The organism is Streptomyces sp. NPDC005775, from assembly GCF_042871565.1.
In the GTDB taxonomy this organism is placed as follows: domain Bacteria; phylum Actinomycetota; class Actinomycetes; order Streptomycetales; family Streptomycetaceae; genus Streptomyces.
The window spans coordinates 211,686-230,708 of the sequence record NZ_JBIAIU010000003.1; the positions used below are offsets into that span (position 1 = coordinate 211,686).

Below are 19,023 nucleotides of genomic sequence, written 5' to 3' on the forward strand. Positions count from 1 at the left end.
ACAGGTCGGGGCCCGGACGGCCCCGCGACCGGTTTCCCGGAACCGGAGCGGGGCGGGCGCTTCCCTCATGGACCGGGCGGCCTCAGGCCGGGGAACACACCCCGAGTTCCTGCCGCGCCCGTGCCGCGCCGCCGACCGGTACGGCGTCGGCGCCCAGGCCGGACCTGACCAGCTGGACGGGATGACCGCTGACCGGCGGATCGGCGGCCAGCGATTCGAGGATGATCGGGCTCAGCAGCGACCACGCGTGGCTGACCCCGCCGCCCACGACGACCGTCGTGATGTCGACGACGCCCGCCGTCATCACGATCGCCCGTGCGATGCCGGCACCGGCGGCCCGGAACACCGCGAGGGCGTCCTCGTCACCGCGCTCCGCCGCTCCCGCGACCTCGCGGGCCGTCAGCCGCCGACCGGTGCGCTCCGCGTAACGCGCAGCGATGGAGCGGCCGGAGGCCAGGGTCTCCAGATGCCCCCGCCCGCCGCACGAGCAGAGCAGGTCACCGAAGCCGGGGATGTGCCCGATCTCGCCGGCCGCGCCGTGCGGGCCGGTGAACAGCGTGCCGCCGCTCCACAGCGCGCCACCGACACCGGTGCCGAGGGTGATCCCGAGTACGTCCGGCTCGTCCCGGACCGCGCCGCCCGACGTCTCCCCGTACAGGAAGGCGTTGACGTCGTTGTCCAGGAAGGCCGGGACTCCCAGCGCGTCCTCGACGGCGTCCGTCACCCCGAAACCGGCCCAGCCGGTGAAGGAGTCACTGGCCACCAGGATGCGACCGGTGGCGGAGTCCACGACGCCGGCGGCGCCGACCCCGCACCCCACGAGCCGGCCCGGGGTGCGCTCCAGCAGCGGGGCCAGCGCGTCCAGAGCCGCGCGGATCATGGCCCGGCCGCCGTGAGCCGCCGGGGTCACCGTCCCGGCACGGTCCAGGACGCTCAGGTCGTCGTCGCACAGGACCACCTGCGTGGTGGTGCCGCCGATGTCCACGCCGGCGAAGAGCCTGCGGTCGTACGGGTTCATGCCTGGACCTCCGTCCGGCCGGCCGAGAGGGCGGCCAGGCGCTCGGCCCTGCGGCCTCGCTGGATCACCGGGTCCGGTACCGGTACGGCGGCCAGCAGGCCGCGCGTGTAGTCGGTCTCCGGGTGCAGGAGGGTCGCTCCGGTGGGGCCCTGCTCCTGGATCCGGCCGCCCCGCAGCACCACGACGCGCTGCGCGAAGTGCTGGACGACGGCCAGGTCGTGGGAGACGAAGAGGCAGGCGAAGCCCAGCTCGTCCTGGAGCTCGGAGATCACTTCCAGTACCGCCTGCTGCACGCTCACGTCGAGCGCGCTGGTGGGTTCGTCGGCGACCAGCAGCCGGGGCTCCAGGACCAGCGCACGGGCCAGGCTGACCCGCTGGCGCTGCCCGCCGGACAGCTCCCGGGGTGCCCGGTCGGCGAGTTCGCGCGGCAGCCGGACGCGGTCGAGGATGGCGGCCACCTTGCTCCGGCGGTCCTTGGCGGTCAGGCCCCGGCGGTGGACCCTGAGCGGCTCGGCGACGCACTCGCCGACCGTCATCCGGGCGTCCAGCGAAGCGACCGGGTCCTGGAGGACCACGCCGATACCGGCCCGCAGTGCCCGGCGGGCCCGGGGCCCGGAGCGCCCCAGGTCGGTGCCGAACAGGGAGACCGTGCCGGAACTCGGCGCGATCAGACCGAGCGCGACCCGGGAGGCGGTGGACTTGCCGGAACCCGACTCGCCCACCAGTCCCAGGGTCTGGCCGGCGTGCACGGCCAGGGAGACACCGTCCAGAGCGCGCACGGCGTTCTTGCCGCGGCCGAAGACCACGGAGACGTCACGGAGTTCGGCCACCGGCTCGGTGTCCGGATCCGCGGCGGAGGCGGCCGGGGCCTCCTGGCCCGCCTCGGCCACCGACAGCCGGGGCACGGCGGCCAGCAGGCGGCGGGTGTATTCGTGGGAGGGGCGCAGGAGCACGTCCTCGACCGGACCGGTCTCCACGATCTCGCCGCGGTACATCACGGCGACCCGGTCGGCGAAGTCGGCGACGACGCCCATGTTGTGGGTGACCAGCAGGACGCCGGTTCCGGTCTCGGCGGCGAGCCGGCGCAGCAGGTCGAGGATCTCGGCCTGCACCGTGACGTCCAGCGCGGTGGTCGGCTCGTCGGCGATCAGCAGGGCCGGGTTGTTGGCGATGGCCATGGCGATGACCACCCGCTGGCGCTGCCCGCCGGAGAGCTGGAAGGGGTAGGCCGCGGCCCGCCGCTCCGGTTCGGGTATGCCGACCTTGCGGAGGAGTCCGACGGCCTCGGCGGCGGCGTCCTTGGCGGACACCTCGCGGTGGTTGCGGATCACCTCGGCGATCTGCCTGCCGACCCGGGTGAGCGGGTCCAGCGCGGTGGCCGGCTCCTGGAACACCATGGAGGCGGTCCGGCCGCGCAGCGAGGCGAGGTCGCTCTCACGGGCGCCGACGACCTGGGTGCCCGCGATGACGGCGCTGCCGGTGGCCCGGGCGTTGCCGGTCAGCAGGCCCATCGCGGCCAGCGCGATGGTGGACTTCCCGGAGCCGGACTCGCCGACGAGGGCGAGGGTCTCGCCGGGTTCGACGTGCAGGGAGACACCCCGCACGGCCGGCACCTCACCGGTCTCGGTGGTGAAGACGACGCCGAGGTCGTCGAGTTCGAGGATCGGCCCGGCCTGCGGTACGGCGGGGCTCTTGGTGACGGTCATCCGCGTCCCCTCACGTCGAATGCGTCGCGGAGCCCGTCCCCGATCGCGTTGAACGCCCACACCACCAGGATGATGGCCAGGCCGGGCGGAATGATGAGCCACCAGTAGCCGGAGTAGGCGGCGGTGAGACCGGCCGACAGCATGCCGCCCCAGTCGGTGGCCGGCGGCTGGACGCCCAGGCCCAGGTAGGAGACGTAGGCGACCAGCAGGATGGCGTCGGCGATCTGGAAGGTGGCCGCGACGATGATGGTCGAGACCGAGTTCGGCAGGATGTGCCGGGTGATGGCCCGGCTGTGCGTCCCGCCGATGGCCCGGAGCGTCAGCACGTAGTCGCGGTTCTTCAGACTCAGCGTCTCCGCCCTGATCAGCCGTGACGGCACCAGCCAGGAGACGAAGCCCAGGATGACGATCAGTCCCGTCAGGTCCGGAGTGGTGATGGCCGAGACCACCAGCAGGATGAAGAGCGCGGGGATGGCGATCCCCGCGTCCACGATTCGCATCATGACCGCGTCGACCCAGCCGCCCGCGTAGCCGGCGACGGCGCCCCACAGGGTGCCGATGACGGTGGCCAGGACACCCGCGGCGAGACCGACGATCAGCGACACCTTGCCGCCGTACATGAGCCGGCCCAGTACGTCATGGCCGACCGCGTCGGTGCCCAGCCAGTGCGAGCCGCTGGGCGCGAGGTTGACCTGCTCAAGCATGGTGTGGGTCTGATCGGTGGAGTACACCAGCGGACCGGCGAAGCAGAACAGGAAGAAGACGGCCACCACGCAGAGCCCGACGACGGCGAGCCTGTTGCGCCGGAAGCGCCTGACGGCGAGGCGGGAGCCGGACGCCGCGGGGGCGGTGGCCGTGCCGGGCACGTGGCCCGGCTGGATGACGGCACTCATGCCCGGCCTGCCTTCACTCGGGGGTCGATGACCCGCTGGACGATGTCGGCGAGGAGCGTGCCGGTCACCGTGGCGACCGCGATGACGAGCACGCAGCCCAGGAGTACCGGGTAGTCGGAGGACTGTGCGCCGGTCCAGAAGAGCAGGCCCATACCGGGGTAGTTGAAGAGCTGCTCGACCACCAGCGCGCCGCCGAACAGCACCGGCACGTAGTACCCGAGCATGGCGACCACCGGCGTCAGCGAGTTGCGGAACACATGCCGCCACAGGATGGCGCGGGAGCGGGAACCGCCGGCCCGCGCCGTCCTGACGTAGTCCTCGGAGAGGTTCTCCAGGGTGGCCGCCCGCATGTAGCGGCTGAACACCGCGATCATCGAGGCGGCGCCCGCGACCACCGGCAGGACCAGTGCCTGCGGTTCGGCGAACACCTGGGCGAGCGTGTCGCCCTGCGGTGCCTGGGAGGGGAACCACGGCAGCACCTGGCTGAACACCAGCACCAGGATCAGCCCGAGGAAGTACACGGGCGTGGAGTAGGCGATGAAGCTCAGCGTGGTGATGACGTAGTCCGCCGGCTTGTTGCGCCGCATGGCCTGCCACATCCCCAGCGGGATCGCCAGCACCAGGCCGACGAGCGCCGACAGGATGGTGAGCAGCAGGGTCTTCGGCAGCCGTTCGGTGATGAGCTGGGACACCGGCTCGTTGAGGGTGTACGAGGTCCCGAGGTCGCCGTGCAGCAGCTGGTTCAGGTAGTAGAGGTACTGAACAGGCAGCGGCTTGTCGAGGCCCTGTTCGTGGTTGAAGGACGTGATCTGCTGCGCGGTGGCCTGCGGGCCGAGGATCCCGCGTGCGGGACCCCCGGGCAGGGCGTGCAGCAGACCGAAGACCACGATCGTCACGATGACGATCACCACGACGGCCTGGAGGACCCGCCTGATGAGGTACGAGGAAGTGCTCATGTGTTTTCCGGTCGCTTCGGCTCAGTGATGCGCGTGGTCGGCGACCGGTCTCACTTGGTCCACTTCCACATGGCGGGGTGGAAGTTGGCGAGCGAGTCCTGGGCGAAGCCGCCGAGACCGCTCTTCACCACGGAGACCTGGTAGTCGGGTTCCGGCAGCCAGACCACCGGGAGGTCCTTGGCCAGGGCGGCGCTGTACTTCTGCATGGCGGCGTCGGAGGAGTCGGTGGTGGTCTCGCTGATCAGCTTGTCCACGGCGGCGTTGGAGTAGCTGCCGAAGTTGGAGCCGCCGCCGGTGGCGAAGAGCGCGTCACCGCTCGGGTAGGCCGGGAAGTACCAGCTGCCCGCGCTGCCGAAGAAGGACAGCTGCCACTTGCAGCCGGAGTCGCCGGCGTTGCACTGACCGGCCTGCGAGAGAACCGAGTTGACCGGTGCGGTCTTGATGGAGAAGCCGATGCCCGACTTGGCGAAGGACGACTGGAGCGCGCTCATCAGGTTGTCGGTCACGGTCGAGCCGGACTGCGACAGCACCTGCATCTGGAACTTCGTGCCCTTGTCCACCCCGGCGCCGCACTGGTCGTCGCCGCTGCCCGGGTCGGTGCAGACCATGGTGCCGCTCCGCTCGGTCCAGCCGTGGCCGGTGAGCAGCTCCTTCGCCTTGGCGGTGGAGAAGGGGTACGGGTTGTTCTTCTGCTCCGAGGAGACGAATGAGGAGGCCTGGCCCTGCGGGACGGGCCCGTAGGTGGAGACGGCGGTGCCGTTGAAGATCACCTTGGAGAGGGTCGTCTGGTCCACCGACATCTGGATCGCCTGGCGGGCGTAGAGCTGCTTGAAGACGGGGCCCATGGTGGGGTTGTTGAAGTTGTAGGGCATGTACGTGATCGCCCAGCCGGCCCACGGCTTGAGGGTGTAGCCCTTGGCCTTGAAGGACGCTTCCTGGCCGAGGTTCGTGGCGTTGATGTAGCCGTAGTCGACCGTGCCTGCCCTCAGGGCGTTCTCCTCGGCGTCCGCGGTGGTGAACGGGAGCAGGTTCACCGTCTTGATGTTGGCCTTGCCGCCGCCGTCGTACTTGGCGTTGGCCGACAGCTGCACCTTGCCCGCAGTCGAGAACGACTTGATGGTGTACGGGCCGCTGACCGTCTTCCAGAGCGGGTCGGTGGCGTAACCGGAGATCTTCTTGGCGGCGGTGTTGAGGTACGTCCAGACCTTCTTGGCGCCCGCGGGGGTGAGGTCGAGGTCCGACACCTTGCCCGCGTCGCTGGTCTTGTCCCAGACGTGCTGCGGCATCGGGCGGATCATGCTCAGCTCGTTGGCGAGCATCCACTGCGTGTTGTACGCCTTGTCGAACGTGATGGTGAAGTGCGTGTCGTCCACGATCTTCAGCGAGGTCCAGTTGTCCGGCGCCTTGCCCGGGCTGTAGCTGGCCCAGTCCTCCTTGTTCGCCTTGACCAGGTTGAACCAGAACTGCACGTCACGCGAGGTGATCTGCTTGCCGTCGCTCCAGTGCCGGTCACCGAGGGTGATCGAGACGCTCTTGCTGTCCTCGGCGAACTCGGCGCCGGTGGCCAGCGAGTTGTCCTTGTTCCAGCCGACCTTGCCGGTGGAGCCGTCGTACGCGATCAGCGGCTCCCAGAGGGACTGGGATATCGAGGAGTTGTTGGTGTTCAGGTGAGCGGCGGTGCCGACCGGGAGGATCCAGTTCGGCGTGAAGTTTGCCGGCAGGGCGTAGTTGATGCTGTCCGACGAGCTGGAGCCGGACGAGGTCGTACCGCCGCCGGAACAGCCGGACAGCAGAACGGCCGCCGTGGTGGCGACGCCCGCGGCGAGGGCCCAGCGGCGGCTGGTCGCCGTGCGGGTAAGGATCATGACTCTCCTCGGATTGAAACGGCCGCAGCCGCTCAGGAGGGTCGGCGCTGCGTTCACGACAGCTAACGCCGCCATTGTTGAAGAAACAAACAAGAATTAATAACAAGTAAGTTACTGCACATTCGACAAAAGCCATCTCGCCCCATTTCTTCCGACTACTTGGGGCATTTAGGAGGGATATGGGGGATTTTACGGGTGGCGTACTTCCTTCACGACACTGTTCCCCTGTGCGAAGTGCGGGCGTATCGTCTTCGCCACATACCCCGTTGCGGAAGTAACTTTGTACATGACTGGAATAAGTGCGTGGGACCGCAAGGCCACGAAAGGGACCCCGTCCCTCGCCGTGCGTGTCCTGGAACTCATCGCATCGGGCCAGGCGACGTCACGTGCCGAACTCGCCGAACGCCTCGGGGCCGCCGCCTCCACCATCTCCCTCGCCGTGGGGCATCTCGTGGAGCGCGGTCTGGTCGCCGAGGAGGGCACCCACTCCTCCACCGGTGGGCGCCCCCGCAAAGCGCTGAGGATCGGGAGCCGTGACGAGTTCGCCGTCGCCGCCGACCTCGGCGGCCGGCACGCCAGGATCGGCGTGGTGCTTCCGGGCGGCGGTCTGACCGACGTCTCGACCGTCCCCTTCCTGATCGCCGACGGACCCGAGGCGGCCCTGCCCCGGCTGGCCGAGGCCCTGGAAGCACTGGCCGACCAGCACGGACCCGCCCGACTGCGCGGGGTCGGGCTCTCGCTGCCCGGGCCCGTGGACATCGCGTCGGGGTCGGTCGTCCGCCCGTCGCGGATGCCCGGGTGGAACCGCTTCCCGGTCACCGCCTGGCTGGAGGAACGCTTCGGCGTCCCGGCGGCCGTGGACAACGACGCCAACTGCATGGCGGTCGGCGAACACACCGTCCGGCTCGACGGGCACGCCCAGACGATCATGGTGAAGGCCGGATCCGCGATCGGCGCGGGCGTGATGGCCGAGGGGCGCCTCTACCGCGGCGCGACCGGCGCCGCCGGGGACATCACCCATATCCGGATCGACGCCGGTGCCGGCATCCCCTGTTCCTGCGGCAACACCGGCTGCCTGGAAACCGTGGCGTCCGGTGCCGCGCTGGTCCGCATCCTGCGCGAGCGGGGGGCGGATGTGAACAGCATCGAGGACGTGGCCCGACTGGCCCTCGACGGCGATCCGCCGGCCACTCGCACGGTCCGCAGGGCCGGCGACTACCTGGGCCAGGTGCTGGCCGCCAACGTCAACTTCTTCAACCCGGACGCCGTCTACCTCGGCGGCATCCTCTCCACCCTGGAACAGTTCGTCGCCGCTGTGCGCAGCCGGCTCTACGAGAACTGCCACCCGCTCGTCACCGAGCACCTCACCATCGAGCGGACCAGGCTCGGCGCCGACGCCGGGCTGGTCGGCGCCGGGCAGTTCGCCCTCCAGCGCGCCCTGGCGCACGCCCTGCACGAGGTGGGCGGAACCGACCGGTTCGGCACTCTCGCCCCCCGTCACCTCTGACGCCCGACCCCTACGAGGAGCCATGTCGCAATCCCGCACCGCAGCATCCCGCCCGGTCATCGCCATCGCAGGGCTCGGCATCGAGTCCTCCACCTTCTCCCCCGCCCGGACCCGGGCCGCCGCCTTCCATCCCTCGCGCGGCGCCGAGGTGCTGGACCGCTACCCCTTCCTGGCCCCCGGTGAGGAACTGCGCGAGGCGGCCGACTGGCACGGCGCCCTGGTCGGCAAGTCGCTGCCGGGAGGCACCGTCACCGCCGACGCCTGGGCCGAGCTGACCGATGAGCTGATCGAACGGCTCGCCGCGCTGCCTCGCCCGGACGGCCTCTGGTACGACATTCACGGCGCGATGACCGTGGAAGGCATCGCCGACGCCGAGGCGGTCCTGCTGGAACGCATCCGCGCCACCGTCGGCCCCGACGTCATCGTCTCCACATCGATGGACCTGCACGGCAACGTCTCGCGCGAACTCGTCCACGGCAGCGACCTGATCACCTGTTACCGGATGGCCCCTCACGAGGACCACATGGAGACCAAGGAGCGGGCCGTCCGCAACCTGGTGGATCTGCTGGTCTCCGGGGCGCACCGTCCGGTCAAGGCCTGGGTGCCCGTACCGGTGCTGCTGGCCGGCGAGCAGACCTCCACCCGGATCGAGCCCGCCAGGAGCGTGTACGCGGCGGTGGACGACGTCGAGGCCATGGACGGCGTGACCGACGCGGCCATCTGGGTCGGCTACGCCTGGGCCGACGAGCCCCGCAACCGCGCCGCGGTGGTGGTCACCGGCACCGATCGGGCCGCCGTGTCCGCCGGTGCGGAGCGCCTGGCCGAGGGCTTCTGGAAGGCCCGCGACGACTTCGAATTCGTCGCCCCGACCGGCACCTTCGACGGCATCCTGGACGAGGCCCTGGGCTCCGACCAGCGCCCGTACTTCATCAGCGACACCGGGGACAACCCGACCGCGGGAGGCTCCGGTGACGTGACCTGGGGCCTGACCCGGCTGCTGGCCCGCCCGGAGTTCCAGGAGGATGACGGCCCGACCGTCATCTACGCCTCGGTGCCGGGACCGGCCGCCGTCGCGACGGCCGTCGCCGCGGGTGTCGGCGCCACCGTCACGGTCACCGCCGGGGCGGAGGTCGACGACCGGCACGCGGGCCCGGTCACCCTGACCGGCACGGTGCACTCCGTCCGGCACGGCGACCGCGACGCCCGGACCGAGGTCGTGATCCGGGTGGGCAGTGTGTACGCGATCCTCACGGAGCTCCGCAAGCCCTACCACCACGAACACGACTTCACCGGCCTCGGCCTCGACCCGCGGGGCGCCGACATCGTGATCGTGAAGATCGGCTACCTGGAGCCCGAACTCTTCGACATGTCGGTCGGCTGGAAAATGGCGCTCACCCCCGGCGGTGTGGACCAGGACCTGGTACGTCTGGGCCACCACCGCATCCGCCGCCCGATGTTCCCGTTCGACCGCGAGATGGCCGACCCGGACCTGTCGGCCCGCGTCATCCCCGCCTCCGACCAGCCGCTGACCGGGAAGGACGAGTGACCGCCCGCCCCGCCCTGGAGATCGCCGTCACCTCACCGGCGGGCGCCCGCATCGCCAGGGAGAACGGCGCCGACCGGGTCGAGCTCTGCACCGCGCTCGAACTGGGCGGCCTGACCCCGTCGGCCGCGCTCGTCGAGGCGGTCGCGGCAGAAGGGCTGCCGGTCCAGGTGCTGATCAGATGCCGGCCCGGCGACTTCGTCCATGACGCGCAGGAGATCGCACTCATGGTCGCCGAAGTGCGCTCCGCCATCGCCTCCGGCGCCGCCGGGGTGGTCATCGGCGCGCTCACCGCCGACGGCGCGCTGGACACCGTCGCGGTCGCCCGCCTCGCCGAGGCGGCCCGCACCGCGGGCCGCCCGGTGGAAGTCACCCTGCACCGCGCCATCGACCAGTCCGCCGACCCGGTGGCCACCGCCGCGCTCCTGCCCTCCCTCGGTCTGACCCGGGTCCTCACCTCGGGCGGCGCTCCCGCCGCGGCCGACGGGCGGGCGGCTATCGCCGCGATGGTCACCGCCGCGCCGGGGGTGCAGGTGATGGCCGGCGGCGGCGTGCGCCCCGCCGATGTCCCGGCGCTGGCATCGGCCGGTGTCGCCTCCGTCCACCTCTCCGCCAAGGCCCGCGCGCCTCGCCGGCTCGGCGGCACCTGGATACCGCTCGGCGCGGGCGGAGCGTCGGCCGAGCAGGACACCCACTTCGTCACCGACCCCGAGGTCGTCGCTCAGGCGCGACGGGCCCTGGAGTCGGTGGGCTGACCGCCACCCCGCGCATGACGGCGCCCCCGCCCGTGAACTCACGGGCGGGGGCGCCGTCATGCGCGGGGGCGAAAACTGTCAGCAGCCGCCGCAGTTGTAGTACGTCACGTCCCAGTGGTTGCCCTCGTCGGCGTAGACGTTGCCGGAGCCGGACTTGTACTGGGGCGCGCCGTCACCGCGCAGGCCGATGTAACTGAACACGCCGTGGACGTAGTTGGTGAGACAGGTGGTCTTGCCGAAGTCGAGCTTGTAGCCGTTCCAGTGCGAGTACGTGCCACTGGCGTGCCCGGTCTCGGTACCGCCGGTGATGTTGAGCGCGCAGCCCGTGGCGCTCTTGAGGGTCTGGGCGCCCTGGGCGGTCGGCAGGTTGAGCTGGTCGAACGACGTGCAGGTGGAGACGTTCCGGTTGGAGCAGCCGCCGGAGGACGACCAGGTGATGCCGGACGAGCTGAATCTGGCGGTCGCCTGGCTGTGGGTGAGCTTGGTGACGGCGTAGGCGTCCGTCGTACCGGCGACGACACCGATTCCGGGGGCGAAGAGGACCCCGAGGACCAGGGCGAGGGCGGTCAGGACGGGGCGCAGCGTCATACGGGACACCATGGGGGGACTCCTCCTGTGCATGACAAAGTTGGCAGGACGATACTGCCCGAGTTCTACGCGCGTCCGCCAGAGGGCCCGCGGTGACGGTCGAGTGAACACCCGCCCGCACCGGACCCTCCTTCCGTAACAGTCGGAGCCATGGATGTTGAACTTTGAACAAGATGGGTCTACAGTGAATCTCGTTGAAGGTTAAACAAATACGTCGAGCCCGCTCGATCACGTCCCCGAGGAGGAGCCATGGCTCTGTTCAACCGCAAGAACAACGACGCCCCCGCCACCACCACCGTCGCCGTCGACCCCGCCCTGGCCGCCCTCACCGGTGACTACGCGATCGACCCGGCCCACAGCAGCATCGGCTTCACCGTCCGTCACGCGATGGTCACCAACGTGCGCGGCTCCTTCGGTGAGCACGAGGGCAGTCTGAAGCTGGACGGGAGCGACCCGGCCAACTCCGCGGCCTCGATCGACGTCAAGATCGCCAGCGTGGACACCGGCATCGCCGACCGCGACGGCCACCTCGTCAGCGGCGACTTCTTCGACGCCGAGAAGTTCCCCCTCATGACGTTCCGCTCGACGGGCGCCGAGCAGCTCGGCGGGGACACGTACCGCGTCACCGGCGACCTCACGATCAAGGACGTCACCCGCCCGCTCGCCATCGACCTGGAGTTCAACGGCTCCGCGACCGATGTGTACGGCAACGAGCGTGTCGGCTTCGAGGGCAGCGCGGACATCCTGCGCTCCGACTGGGGCCTGACGTGGAACGCGGCGCTGGAGACCGGCGGCGTGATGGTGAGCGACAAGGTGAAGCTGAACTTCGACATCTCCGCGATCAAGGCCGCCGCACCGCAGGCCTGACCTACGGCGACACCCCGCACCGAGCGCGCCCGCCCTCCACCCCTTCCGGGGCGGACGGCGGGCGCTCGGCGTGTGCGCCCGCGCGGTCAGCGCGGCTATGCCCACTCTTGCCACCCTCCGCCAGAATGTAGTACTTCTTATACATGAGCGAGCAGGTGCACAACAGGTTGGCGATGGTGCGCGCGGAACGCAAGGTGTCGCGGCAAGCACTGGCCGAGGCGGTCGGGGCCCACTACCAGACCATCGGCTACATCGAGCGCGGGCAGTACAACCCGAGCCTCGATCTGGCGCTGCGCGTCGCCGAGTTCTTCGAACTGCCGGTGGAGGCGTTGTTCTCCCTCCGGCCGTTCCGCCCGCTCACGGACGAGGTCTACGGGAGGAAGCGATGACCACCACGGGTACGACGGCACCCACGCGCCACGACCGGCGCATGTTCGCCGTCATGAACGACGGCCGGGCGAGCGCCCTGTACGCGACGGCCACGCGCCGCCGCACGGCCGTCGCGGGCCACGCGGTTCTCACGGCGGCCGGTCTCGTCGCCGGCATCGGCGCGTACGCGACCGACCACCGCTGGCCCGCCTTCGCCCTCCTCGCCCTGCTCCTGCCGTGGTGCGTCGCCACCGGCGTGATCAACGGCGCCACCCGCGGCCTGCTCGAACTGAGGACGCGCGTCCTGGACGAGCGCCAGGTGGCGGAGCGGGACCGGGTGCGGGCCCGGGCGCACCGCCTGACCACACTGCTGCTGGCGAGCGCCTTCGGCGTCGTCGCCGTCGGCCACTGGACCGGGCGGGCCGACGCGGGCACGCTGCTCGCCCCCGTCCTGGCCACGGTGTTCGTCGCGCACTGTCTGATGCCACTGTGGGTGGCGGGACTGAGCGTCCGGGACGAGCCGGAGCAGGAGGAGGAGTTGTTCTGATCTCCGGTCCTGGGTCGTGCCGTGGTGATCCGCTGCGGTGATTCCGCCGGCTCGTCCGTCCCCGGCGGGCCGCCTCGGCGGGAAGAGCCGGCACCCCGCCACCCGCCGCCCGGTACGGCGTCGCCCCAGCACCCGGCCGGACGCTCAGCCCATGCTCTTGGCGCCGTCGATCGACTCCCGGATGATGTCGGCGTGGCCGGCGTGCTGAGCGGTCTCGGTCATGATGTGCATCAGCACCCGGCGTGCCGACCAGTGCGCGGCGCCCTCGAACCACGGAGCCTTGGGCAGCGGCTGGGTGGCGTTCAGGTCGGGCAGGGTGGCGATCAGCTCGTCGGTCCGACGGGCGGCCTCCGCGTAGTCGTCCAGCACGCCCGCCAGCGTCTCGCCGGGCAGCATGCGCATGTCGTCGGCCCGTTGCTCCCAGTCGGCTGCGGTCATCGCGGTGAAGTCCGGCATGGCCGCCGGGCCGTCCACGATGAAGTTGGCCCAGCTCCGTTCGGCGCTGGTGACGTGCTTGATGAGCCCGCCCAGACACAGCTCGCTCACCGTGGCGCGCAGCCCGGCCTGCTCGTCGGTGAGGTCACGGGTGGTGAAGCGGAGGAAGTGCCGGTGCTTGGCCAGCATCTCCAGCAGGTCGGAACGCTCGCCGGTGAGGGCCGGGGCCTCGGCCGCGTCGTGGGTGGTCGTCTCACTGACGGTCATGATGGCTGCCTTCTGTCGTCGTTCCTGTTTCGCCGTGCAAGGAACACGTTAGAAGTCATATAGGTCAGGTCCCGACCTGAATGCGCCCCGATCCGGGCGCAGTTGACGCCCGGACGGGTCAGCCCCGCCCGCCCCCTCCGCCTGATCCTGCCTGACCGGAGAACCTCCCCGGTGCGCGACGACGGCTACCGCCGCGCACCGGCCAACGACCCGCACGGCCTTCCGGCCGCCGGGCCCCGCGGGGCTCATCCCCTCGTCAACGGCGGCGCACCTTCAGCGCGTTGTCGGTACGGGTGGTGGGGTTCCCGTCCGGGTCGTTCTGGACGCGCTCGTGCTCCGCGCTGACCAGGACGTCCCACTCCCCCTCGGGAAGTTCGAGGGAGACGAGCACCTCGTCCGTGGTCGGGAGTTCCACGTCCGCGTGGTTGTGCTCCCAGGCCGGGAAGCCGGCGTGCCCGACGATCAGGAGCACCCCGCCGGGGGCGACCGCCGCCGCGGCCCGGCGCAGGATCTGCTCGCGCGGCAGGTCACCCATGGAGTGCAGGAACTGCGCGGAGACCAGGTCGAACTCCCCCTCGGGGAACGAGACCCCGAGGTCGTGGAACTGCCAGTCGATGCGGTCGGCGACCCCCGCCTCGGCCCCGTGCTCGGCGGCCCGGCCCAGGGCGACGCGCGAGATGTCGGTGGCGGTGACCTGCCAGCCCCAGCGGGCGAGCCACACCGCGTCGGCCCCTTCGCCGCACCCGAGGTCCAGGGCGCGCCCCGGCTCCAGGCCCTCCACCTCCCGGACGAGGGCGACGTTGGGGTTTCCGCTCCAGATCCGCTTGCTCTCGCGGTAGCGCTCGTCCCAGAGTCCCGCGTCGGAGGTGTCCGAGGCGCCCGAAGCGGTGTTGTCGGTGGTCATCGTGTCTCCTGCAGTCCGTGACGGCGGTTTCCGAGGGTCTTCTCGCAGACCTGGCGCTCGGCCTCAGCCGAGAAGGGTGCGCGGCGAGCCTCGACCGCGCGACGGGTGTCCTCGGCCATGAGGTCACCGTTGATGGCGGCACCGGCCTTCAGCCCGGCCGCCGCAGCGCCGATGACCTGCTCCATCAGACTCGCGACGTTACCGGCCACCCACACACCGGGCACCTCCGTCGCTCCTGTCGGGTCGGCCGCGATGTACGTACCGAGCGTGTGACCGCCCATCTCCATCGGGGTCGCGTGCAGCCCGAGCCCGTCGAGCACGCCGGAGCGCGCCGTGAACCGGGGCTGGACCACGACGGCGTCGCGCGGAACGACCCGGCCGCCGGCCAGCCGCACCCCGGTGAGGCGCTCGTCGCCGATCTCCAGCCCGGTCACCTCCCCGTCCACCACGGCGATGCCCCGCGCGGCGAGCTGCTCGTACTCCTCGTCGCTCGGCTCGGGCGCGTTGTGGAGGAAGAGGGTGACATCGGGGCTCCACTGCCGCCAGAGCAGCGCCTGATGGACGGCCATCGGCGTCAGCGCCACGATGCCGATCGCCGTGTCCCGGACCTCCCAGCCGTGGCAGTACGGGCAGTGCAGCACGTCATGCCCCCAGCGCTCGGCGAGGCCGGGGATCGGCGGCAGCTCGTCGACGAGCCCGGTGGTGACGAGGAGGCGGCGCGCCGTGACAGCGGTCCCGTCCCCCCGTACGACCCGGAACCCGGCCCCGCCCGGCAGCCGCTCGGCCGCCGTGACCTCACCCTCGACGATCTCGGCCCCGTACGCGGCCACCTCCTTGCGGCCGACGGCCACCAGCTCGCCGGGCGGTGTGCCCTCGCGGCCGAGGTAGTTGTGCACGTGGGACGCGGGTGCGTTGCGCGGGTTGCCCGCGTCGATCACCAGCACCGAACGCCGGGCCCGCCCCAGGGCCAGCGCCCCGCTCAGGCCCGCGGCCCCGCCACCGATGACCACCACGTCGTAGGTCTGCGTCATGTCGCTCATGCGAAACACCTCCATCTACGGAAGATGGTGCGCGCCGGGCTCCGATGCGGCAAACATCCTTGCCGAAGCGGCAAAATCGCATCGGGCGCCGGCGGCGGGTGTCCGCGAGGGCTTGACCCTCACACCGCGTCGAGGTCTGCACCTCCTCGTCGTCTCTCGTGGCTCCTCCGGCGTGCCGCTCGCCGCAGATCTGAGTGCGGGCGGGCACGCGGTCTCGTACGTCTCCGCGGACCTCGGCTCGCTGGACGGCGTCCGGTCTGCGGCCACCGAGATCGGTACGACCCGGGCGCCGACCGGGTCCTACGTCGACCGCACCCGTGAGGTCCGGTCGTCGGAGGAGTCCTACGACCCCCAGCGCGAGGGCGAGCTCTGGGACGCCGTCGAACGGTTCACCGCGACGTGCGCCGCCCGAGACGGGCGGAGCGACGGGAGTGTCCGCTCGTCACAGCCCGGCGCGGAGAGCGGCGACGCGCGCGGCGGCGGCGTCGAAAGCCGTACCGTCGAGCTCACCGGACGCCAGGGCGTCGCTCAGGGCGCTCACCGCCTCGTCCCCCTGGGAGACGCTGCGCGACGAGCAGAGCAACAGGTCCATGCCCGCGGACGCGGCCGTGACCGCGCGCTGCGACGTACCGCCGAAGGACTGGAGAGCACCGGCCTCCAGAGCGTCGGTGATCGTGACACCCGTGTAGCCGAGCCGGTTGCGCAGTTCACCGACGACGGCCGGGGACAGACCCGCGGGGCGGCCGGCGTCCAGGGCCGTGTAGATGGCCCAGGACAGCATGACGAGCTTGGTCCCGGCGGCGATGGCGTCCCGGTACGGTGCCTCGTCCACGCTGCGCAGGGTGGACGCGGAGGTGGTGATGGTGACGGGGCGGAGGTCCGTGTTCTGGCTCGCGGACGCGGGGCCGAGGCCGGGGAAGTGCTTGGCGGTGGCGGCGGCACCGACGCCCTGCTGCGCGGTGATGAAGGCCGAACCGCAACTGGCGACGGCGGCGGCGGACTTGCTGTACGAGCGCTCGTACTGGTCGGTGAAGTCGCCGTCCCGGCGGTAGACGTCGAGGACCGGCGCGAGGTTGACGTTCATACCGATGCCCGCGAGGTTCATCCCCGCGCCGCTGCCGGTGAAGTCGGCCCACTGGTGCGGGTCGACGGAGGCGCCGACGTCCTTGGCGGACATGACGGGTTCACCGGGCAGACGGCGGATCAGGCCGCCTTCCTGGTCGGTCATCAGGAGCAGCGGGGCCCGCACGGGGGACGAGGCGTGCGCCGCGTTCATCGACTGGATGACGCTCTCGATCTGGGTCAGGTTCCGGATGTTCTCCCCGAAGAAGATCACACCGGCCGTGCGGCCTTCCTTGATGGCGTTGATCAGGGAGGCGGGGGGTGTGAGGCCCGGGTAGGAGTGGATGACGCACTGCCCGGCGCGCTGCTGGGGGGACAGGGCGGCGACGCGGGAGCGGGAGCTCTCGGGTCGCCGTGCGGCCGCTTCGGAACCGGTCGCCGGCCCCAGTCCCGCGGCCAGGGCCGCGGTCCCGGCGATCAGCGCGGCGCGCCTGCTGAGAGGTGGTGTCGAGCGCATGACGTACTCCTTCGCGAACTGTCATGAAGCCGGGGAGGACCCCGAAGGAGGCGCGGGCCGGAGCGGCCGGGGCACGGCCGCTCCGGCCCCCGTGCCCTTACGCGGAGGCCGCGCCCGGGACGGGGCAACGTGTTCCGGCGTCCACCGTCATGCGGTGTTGTTGGCCAGAGCCAGCAGGCGGGAGCGGTCACCGCCGAACCGGTCGCGGTCGACGTTGCCCGAGACACCGCTCACCGAGCCGGTGGAGGAGTACTGCCAGACCGTCCAGTACGGGAATCCCGACGGAATGCTGGGGCTGCCGGCGGAGGTCCAGTGCGCGACCCACAGCGGGCTGAGGGCGGACATGCCGCTCCAGCCGCCGGTGCACGAGTTCCACCAGCTCGGGCTGGTGTAGATCACGACGTCACGGCCCGTGCGGGCCTTGTACTTGTTGTAGAAGTCGAGGACCCACTGCCGCATGCCGGCCTGGGAGTAGCCGTAGCAGGTGCCCTCGATGTCCAGCACGCCGGGCAGCGTGAGGTTGTCGCGGGACCAGGCGCCGCCGTTGCTCGCGAAGAAGTCGGCCTGGGCCGCGCCGCCGGAGACGTCCGGCCGCGCGTAGTGGTACGCACCCCGGATGACGCCCGCGTTGTAGGCGTTCAGGTAGTTGGCGCTGAACGTCGGGTCCTTGTACGTCAGGCCCTCGGTCGCCTTCATCCAGGAGAACTCGATGCCCGCGCCGCGGACCGAGCTCCAGTTGATGCCGCCCTGCCACTTGGAGACGTCGATGCCCTCCGGGTTCGCCTTGAGGTTGGCGTCCGCTTGAGCGCCGACGTGCAGTTGCCGGGCGTCGGGCCTGAAGTCCTCGCCGTCCTGGAGGTAACCGACGCCCATGTATCCCTGGCCCAACGGCACGGGGTTGTCCGGCAGGGGCGTTGCCGACGCGGTGCCGGACATCAGGCTCAACAGCAGCGCGGCGCTCGTGCCGACGACACCGGCCAGCGTGAGTCTCTTCTGGGTGGGCTTGAGGGAGATACTCCGGGGGAACATGGCGGCCTCCTGCTCGTGGGGGGACTTGCGTTCGGCGATGTTCTACGCGCGTCGCATTGTCGCGAACACGTCATAGTCAGCCACAGGAGCAGGCGCTCGGTAAATAGTTTTCCTCGTCGTTAGTGGACTAGACCAACCTCCGGTCTGCTGAGCTGTACGAATGGCCGAAGCGGGAAGGAAGTTTCCGAACTGACGGGTCTGCCCAGAAGGGCTTCTTCAAGGCGCCACCCATGAACCCCTCACCTCCGAGGGCAAGTTGCTCACCATCACGGACGTCGGGATCGGCTCGGTGGCGGTGCGAGGCCCGTCCGCGTCGCCGCCAGGTAGATACGGCGGGTCGGGATCTCGTCGTCGTACGCCTCGCGGACCGTGCAGTCGTCGATGCGGAACGCGGCGGCCCCGACCGCCGCGCGGAGCTCGTACTCCGTGAACTCCGCCCAGTACACCCGCAGATCGCCGCCGAGCGGATCGTCGATGACACCCTCGTGCGCCCCCTCCTTCGCCACGATCAGCAACTGCCCTCCCGGCCGGATGGCCACCGCCCATGACGTCAGCGTGGTGGCCAGCTCCCTCTTGGGCTGGTCGTGCAGCGAGTAGTACGAGACCAGCCCGTCCAGCCGCTCCCCCGCGACGTCCCGCTGGTCCATGACCGCGAACCGGCACCCCGGCTTCTCCTGTCTCGCGAGGGCGACACAGCTCGGTGAGAGGTCGATGCCCAGCACGTCGAGACCGCGCGCCGTCAGCAGCTCCGTGACATGGCCGCAGGGTCCGCAGCCGGCGTCGTACACCCTGCCACCCGCGGCGACTCGCCCCGCGAACGCGTTCAGGGCATCCAGGTCGAAGGGCTTGCCGTGCAGTTCATGCCGGAACAACCGGAGATAGTGGTCGGCGCGCGCCTCCCATGTACGGACGACGTCGTCGGCGCTGCCGGGCTCCGGCGGGAACAGGGGCATGTCAGCCATCGCCTCAATGTAGTGCGCCGCTTGCGGTACCGATGGCACGGGCAGCGGCGGGCAGGCTCCGCTCGTCAGCCGAACCGGCCGGCCGTGCGATCGCCGGCGGGCTGCCGGACGACGACCTCACGCGATTGACGGTGTTGATGAGGGCAATCCCGCACACCAGGGCGGCAGGCTCGCCGTCGTACCCGGGTCGCGA

At 70.8% G+C, this 19,023-nt stretch carries 18 protein-coding genes; 6 read left to right on the top strand and 12 right to left on the bottom strand.

What is annotated here, in order from left to right:
* Positions 1-82 precede the first annotated feature (82 nt).
* The 5 genes from ACFYPA_RS08370 to ACFYPA_RS08390 are packed head-to-tail and all read right to left on the bottom strand — an operon-like array spanning position 83 to position 6,438.
* Entirely contained in the window at positions 83-1,018 is a 936-nt protein-coding gene (locus ACFYPA_RS08370) for an ROK family protein (RefSeq protein ID WP_389130574.1), read from the bottom strand.
* Entirely contained in the window at positions 1,015-2,724 is a 1,710-nt protein-coding gene (locus ACFYPA_RS08375) for a dipeptide ABC transporter ATP-binding protein (protein ID WP_389130576.1), read from the bottom strand. Before ACFYPA_RS08375 ends, ACFYPA_RS08370 begins: the two co-directional genes overlap by 4 nt.
* Positions 2,721-3,617, bottom strand: coding sequence for an ABC transporter permease (locus ACFYPA_RS08380; RefSeq protein WP_359317238.1), 897 nt, complete (start codon positions 3,615-3,617; stop codon positions 2,721-2,723). The genes ACFYPA_RS08375 and ACFYPA_RS08380 overlap by 4 nt, the downstream gene beginning before the upstream one ends.
* Positions 3,614-4,573, bottom strand: a complete 960-nt coding sequence (locus ACFYPA_RS08385) for an ABC transporter permease (RefSeq protein ID WP_359077481.1) — start codon at positions 4,571-4,573, stop codon at positions 3,614-3,616. The genes ACFYPA_RS08380 and ACFYPA_RS08385 overlap by 4 nt, the downstream gene beginning before the upstream one ends.
* A 50-nt stretch (positions 4,574-4,623) precedes the next feature.
* Positions 4,624-6,438, bottom strand: coding sequence for a peptide ABC transporter substrate-binding protein (locus tag ACFYPA_RS08390; protein WP_389130578.1), 1,815 nt, complete (start codon positions 6,436-6,438; stop codon positions 4,624-4,626).
* Between the two features lie 286 nt (positions 6,439-6,724).
* Here ACFYPA_RS08390 and ACFYPA_RS08395 point away from each other — a divergent pair, with 286 nt between their 5' ends.
* The 3 genes from ACFYPA_RS08395 to ACFYPA_RS08405 are packed head-to-tail and all read left to right on the top strand — an operon-like array spanning position 6,725 to position 10,243.
* The gene (locus ACFYPA_RS08395; RefSeq protein ID WP_359077478.1) at positions 6,725-7,945 is read left to right on the top strand and encodes an ROK family protein; all 1,221 of its coding nucleotides are present in this window, start codon (positions 6,725-6,727) and stop codon (positions 7,943-7,945) included.
* Positions 7,946-7,967: 22 nt separating this feature from the next.
* On the top strand, positions 7,968-9,491 hold the full coding sequence (locus tag ACFYPA_RS08400) for a M81 family metallopeptidase (protein WP_359355829.1): 1,524 nt from the start codon (positions 7,968-7,970) through the stop codon (positions 9,489-9,491).
* Entirely contained in the window at positions 9,488-10,243 is a 756-nt protein-coding gene (locus tag ACFYPA_RS08405) for a copper homeostasis protein CutC (RefSeq protein WP_359317246.1), read from the top strand. The genes ACFYPA_RS08400 and ACFYPA_RS08405 overlap by 4 nt, the downstream gene beginning before the upstream one ends.
* A 78-nt stretch (positions 10,244-10,321) precedes the next feature.
* On the opposite strand, the gene ACFYPA_RS08410 is transcribed toward ACFYPA_RS08405, so the two are convergent.
* Positions 10,322-10,843, bottom strand: a complete 522-nt coding sequence (locus ACFYPA_RS08410) for a hypothetical protein (RefSeq protein WP_359077472.1) — start codon at positions 10,841-10,843, stop codon at positions 10,322-10,324.
* A gap of 237 nt (positions 10,844-11,080) precedes the next feature.
* Between ACFYPA_RS08410 and ACFYPA_RS08415 the strand changes: the two genes are divergently transcribed.
* From ACFYPA_RS08415 to ACFYPA_RS08425, 3 genes are all read left to right on the top strand, one after another.
* Positions 11,081-11,698 carry a YceI family protein gene (locus ACFYPA_RS08415; RefSeq protein ID WP_359321118.1) on the top strand — a complete coding sequence of 206 codons (618 nt, stop codon included), beginning with the start codon at positions 11,081-11,083 and terminating at the stop codon, positions 11,696-11,698.
* Positions 11,699-11,841: 143 nt separating this feature from the next.
* On the top strand, positions 11,842-12,087 hold the full coding sequence (locus ACFYPA_RS08420) for a helix-turn-helix transcriptional regulator (RefSeq protein ID WP_123461860.1): 246 nt from the start codon (positions 11,842-11,844) through the stop codon (positions 12,085-12,087).
* Complete coding sequence (locus ACFYPA_RS08425) at positions 12,084-12,614, top strand: hypothetical protein (protein ID WP_359077467.1); 531 nt, start codon at positions 12,084-12,086, stop codon at positions 12,612-12,614. Before ACFYPA_RS08420 ends, ACFYPA_RS08425 begins: the two co-directional genes overlap by 4 nt.
* A 144-nt stretch (positions 12,615-12,758) precedes the next feature.
* On the opposite strand, the gene ACFYPA_RS08430 is transcribed toward ACFYPA_RS08425, so the two are convergent.
* From ACFYPA_RS08430 to ACFYPA_RS08455, 6 genes are all read right to left on the bottom strand, one after another.
* Positions 12,759-13,316, bottom strand: coding sequence for a DinB family protein (locus ACFYPA_RS08430; protein WP_359321115.1), 558 nt, complete (start codon positions 13,314-13,316; stop codon positions 12,759-12,761).
* Positions 13,317-13,572: 256 nt separating this feature from the next.
* The gene (locus ACFYPA_RS08435) at positions 13,573-14,220 is read right to left on the bottom strand and encodes an SAM-dependent methyltransferase (RefSeq protein ID WP_389130585.1); all 648 of its coding nucleotides are present in this window, start codon (positions 14,218-14,220) and stop codon (positions 13,573-13,575) included.
* Complete coding sequence (locus tag ACFYPA_RS08440; protein ID WP_389130588.1) at positions 14,217-15,260, bottom strand: NAD(P)/FAD-dependent oxidoreductase; 1,044 nt, start codon at positions 15,258-15,260, stop codon at positions 14,217-14,219. The genes ACFYPA_RS08435 and ACFYPA_RS08440 overlap by 4 nt, the downstream gene beginning before the upstream one ends.
* Before the next feature lie 442 nt (positions 15,261-15,702).
* Positions 15,703-16,839, bottom strand: coding sequence for a glycoside hydrolase family 3 N-terminal domain-containing protein (locus tag ACFYPA_RS08445; protein WP_389130590.1), 1,137 nt, complete (start codon positions 16,837-16,839; stop codon positions 15,703-15,705).
* A 147-nt stretch (positions 16,840-16,986) separates the two neighbouring features.
* Positions 16,987-17,868 (bottom strand): GH25 family lysozyme, encoded by an 882-nt coding sequence (locus ACFYPA_RS08450; protein WP_359077458.1) that lies wholly within the window; start codon positions 17,866-17,868, stop codon positions 16,987-16,989.
* Positions 17,869-18,134: 266 nt separating this feature from the next.
* Complete coding sequence (locus tag ACFYPA_RS08455; protein WP_389130593.1) at positions 18,135-18,830, bottom strand: class I SAM-dependent methyltransferase; 696 nt, start codon at positions 18,828-18,830, stop codon at positions 18,135-18,137.
* Between the last annotated feature and the right edge of the window lie 193 nt (positions 18,831-19,023).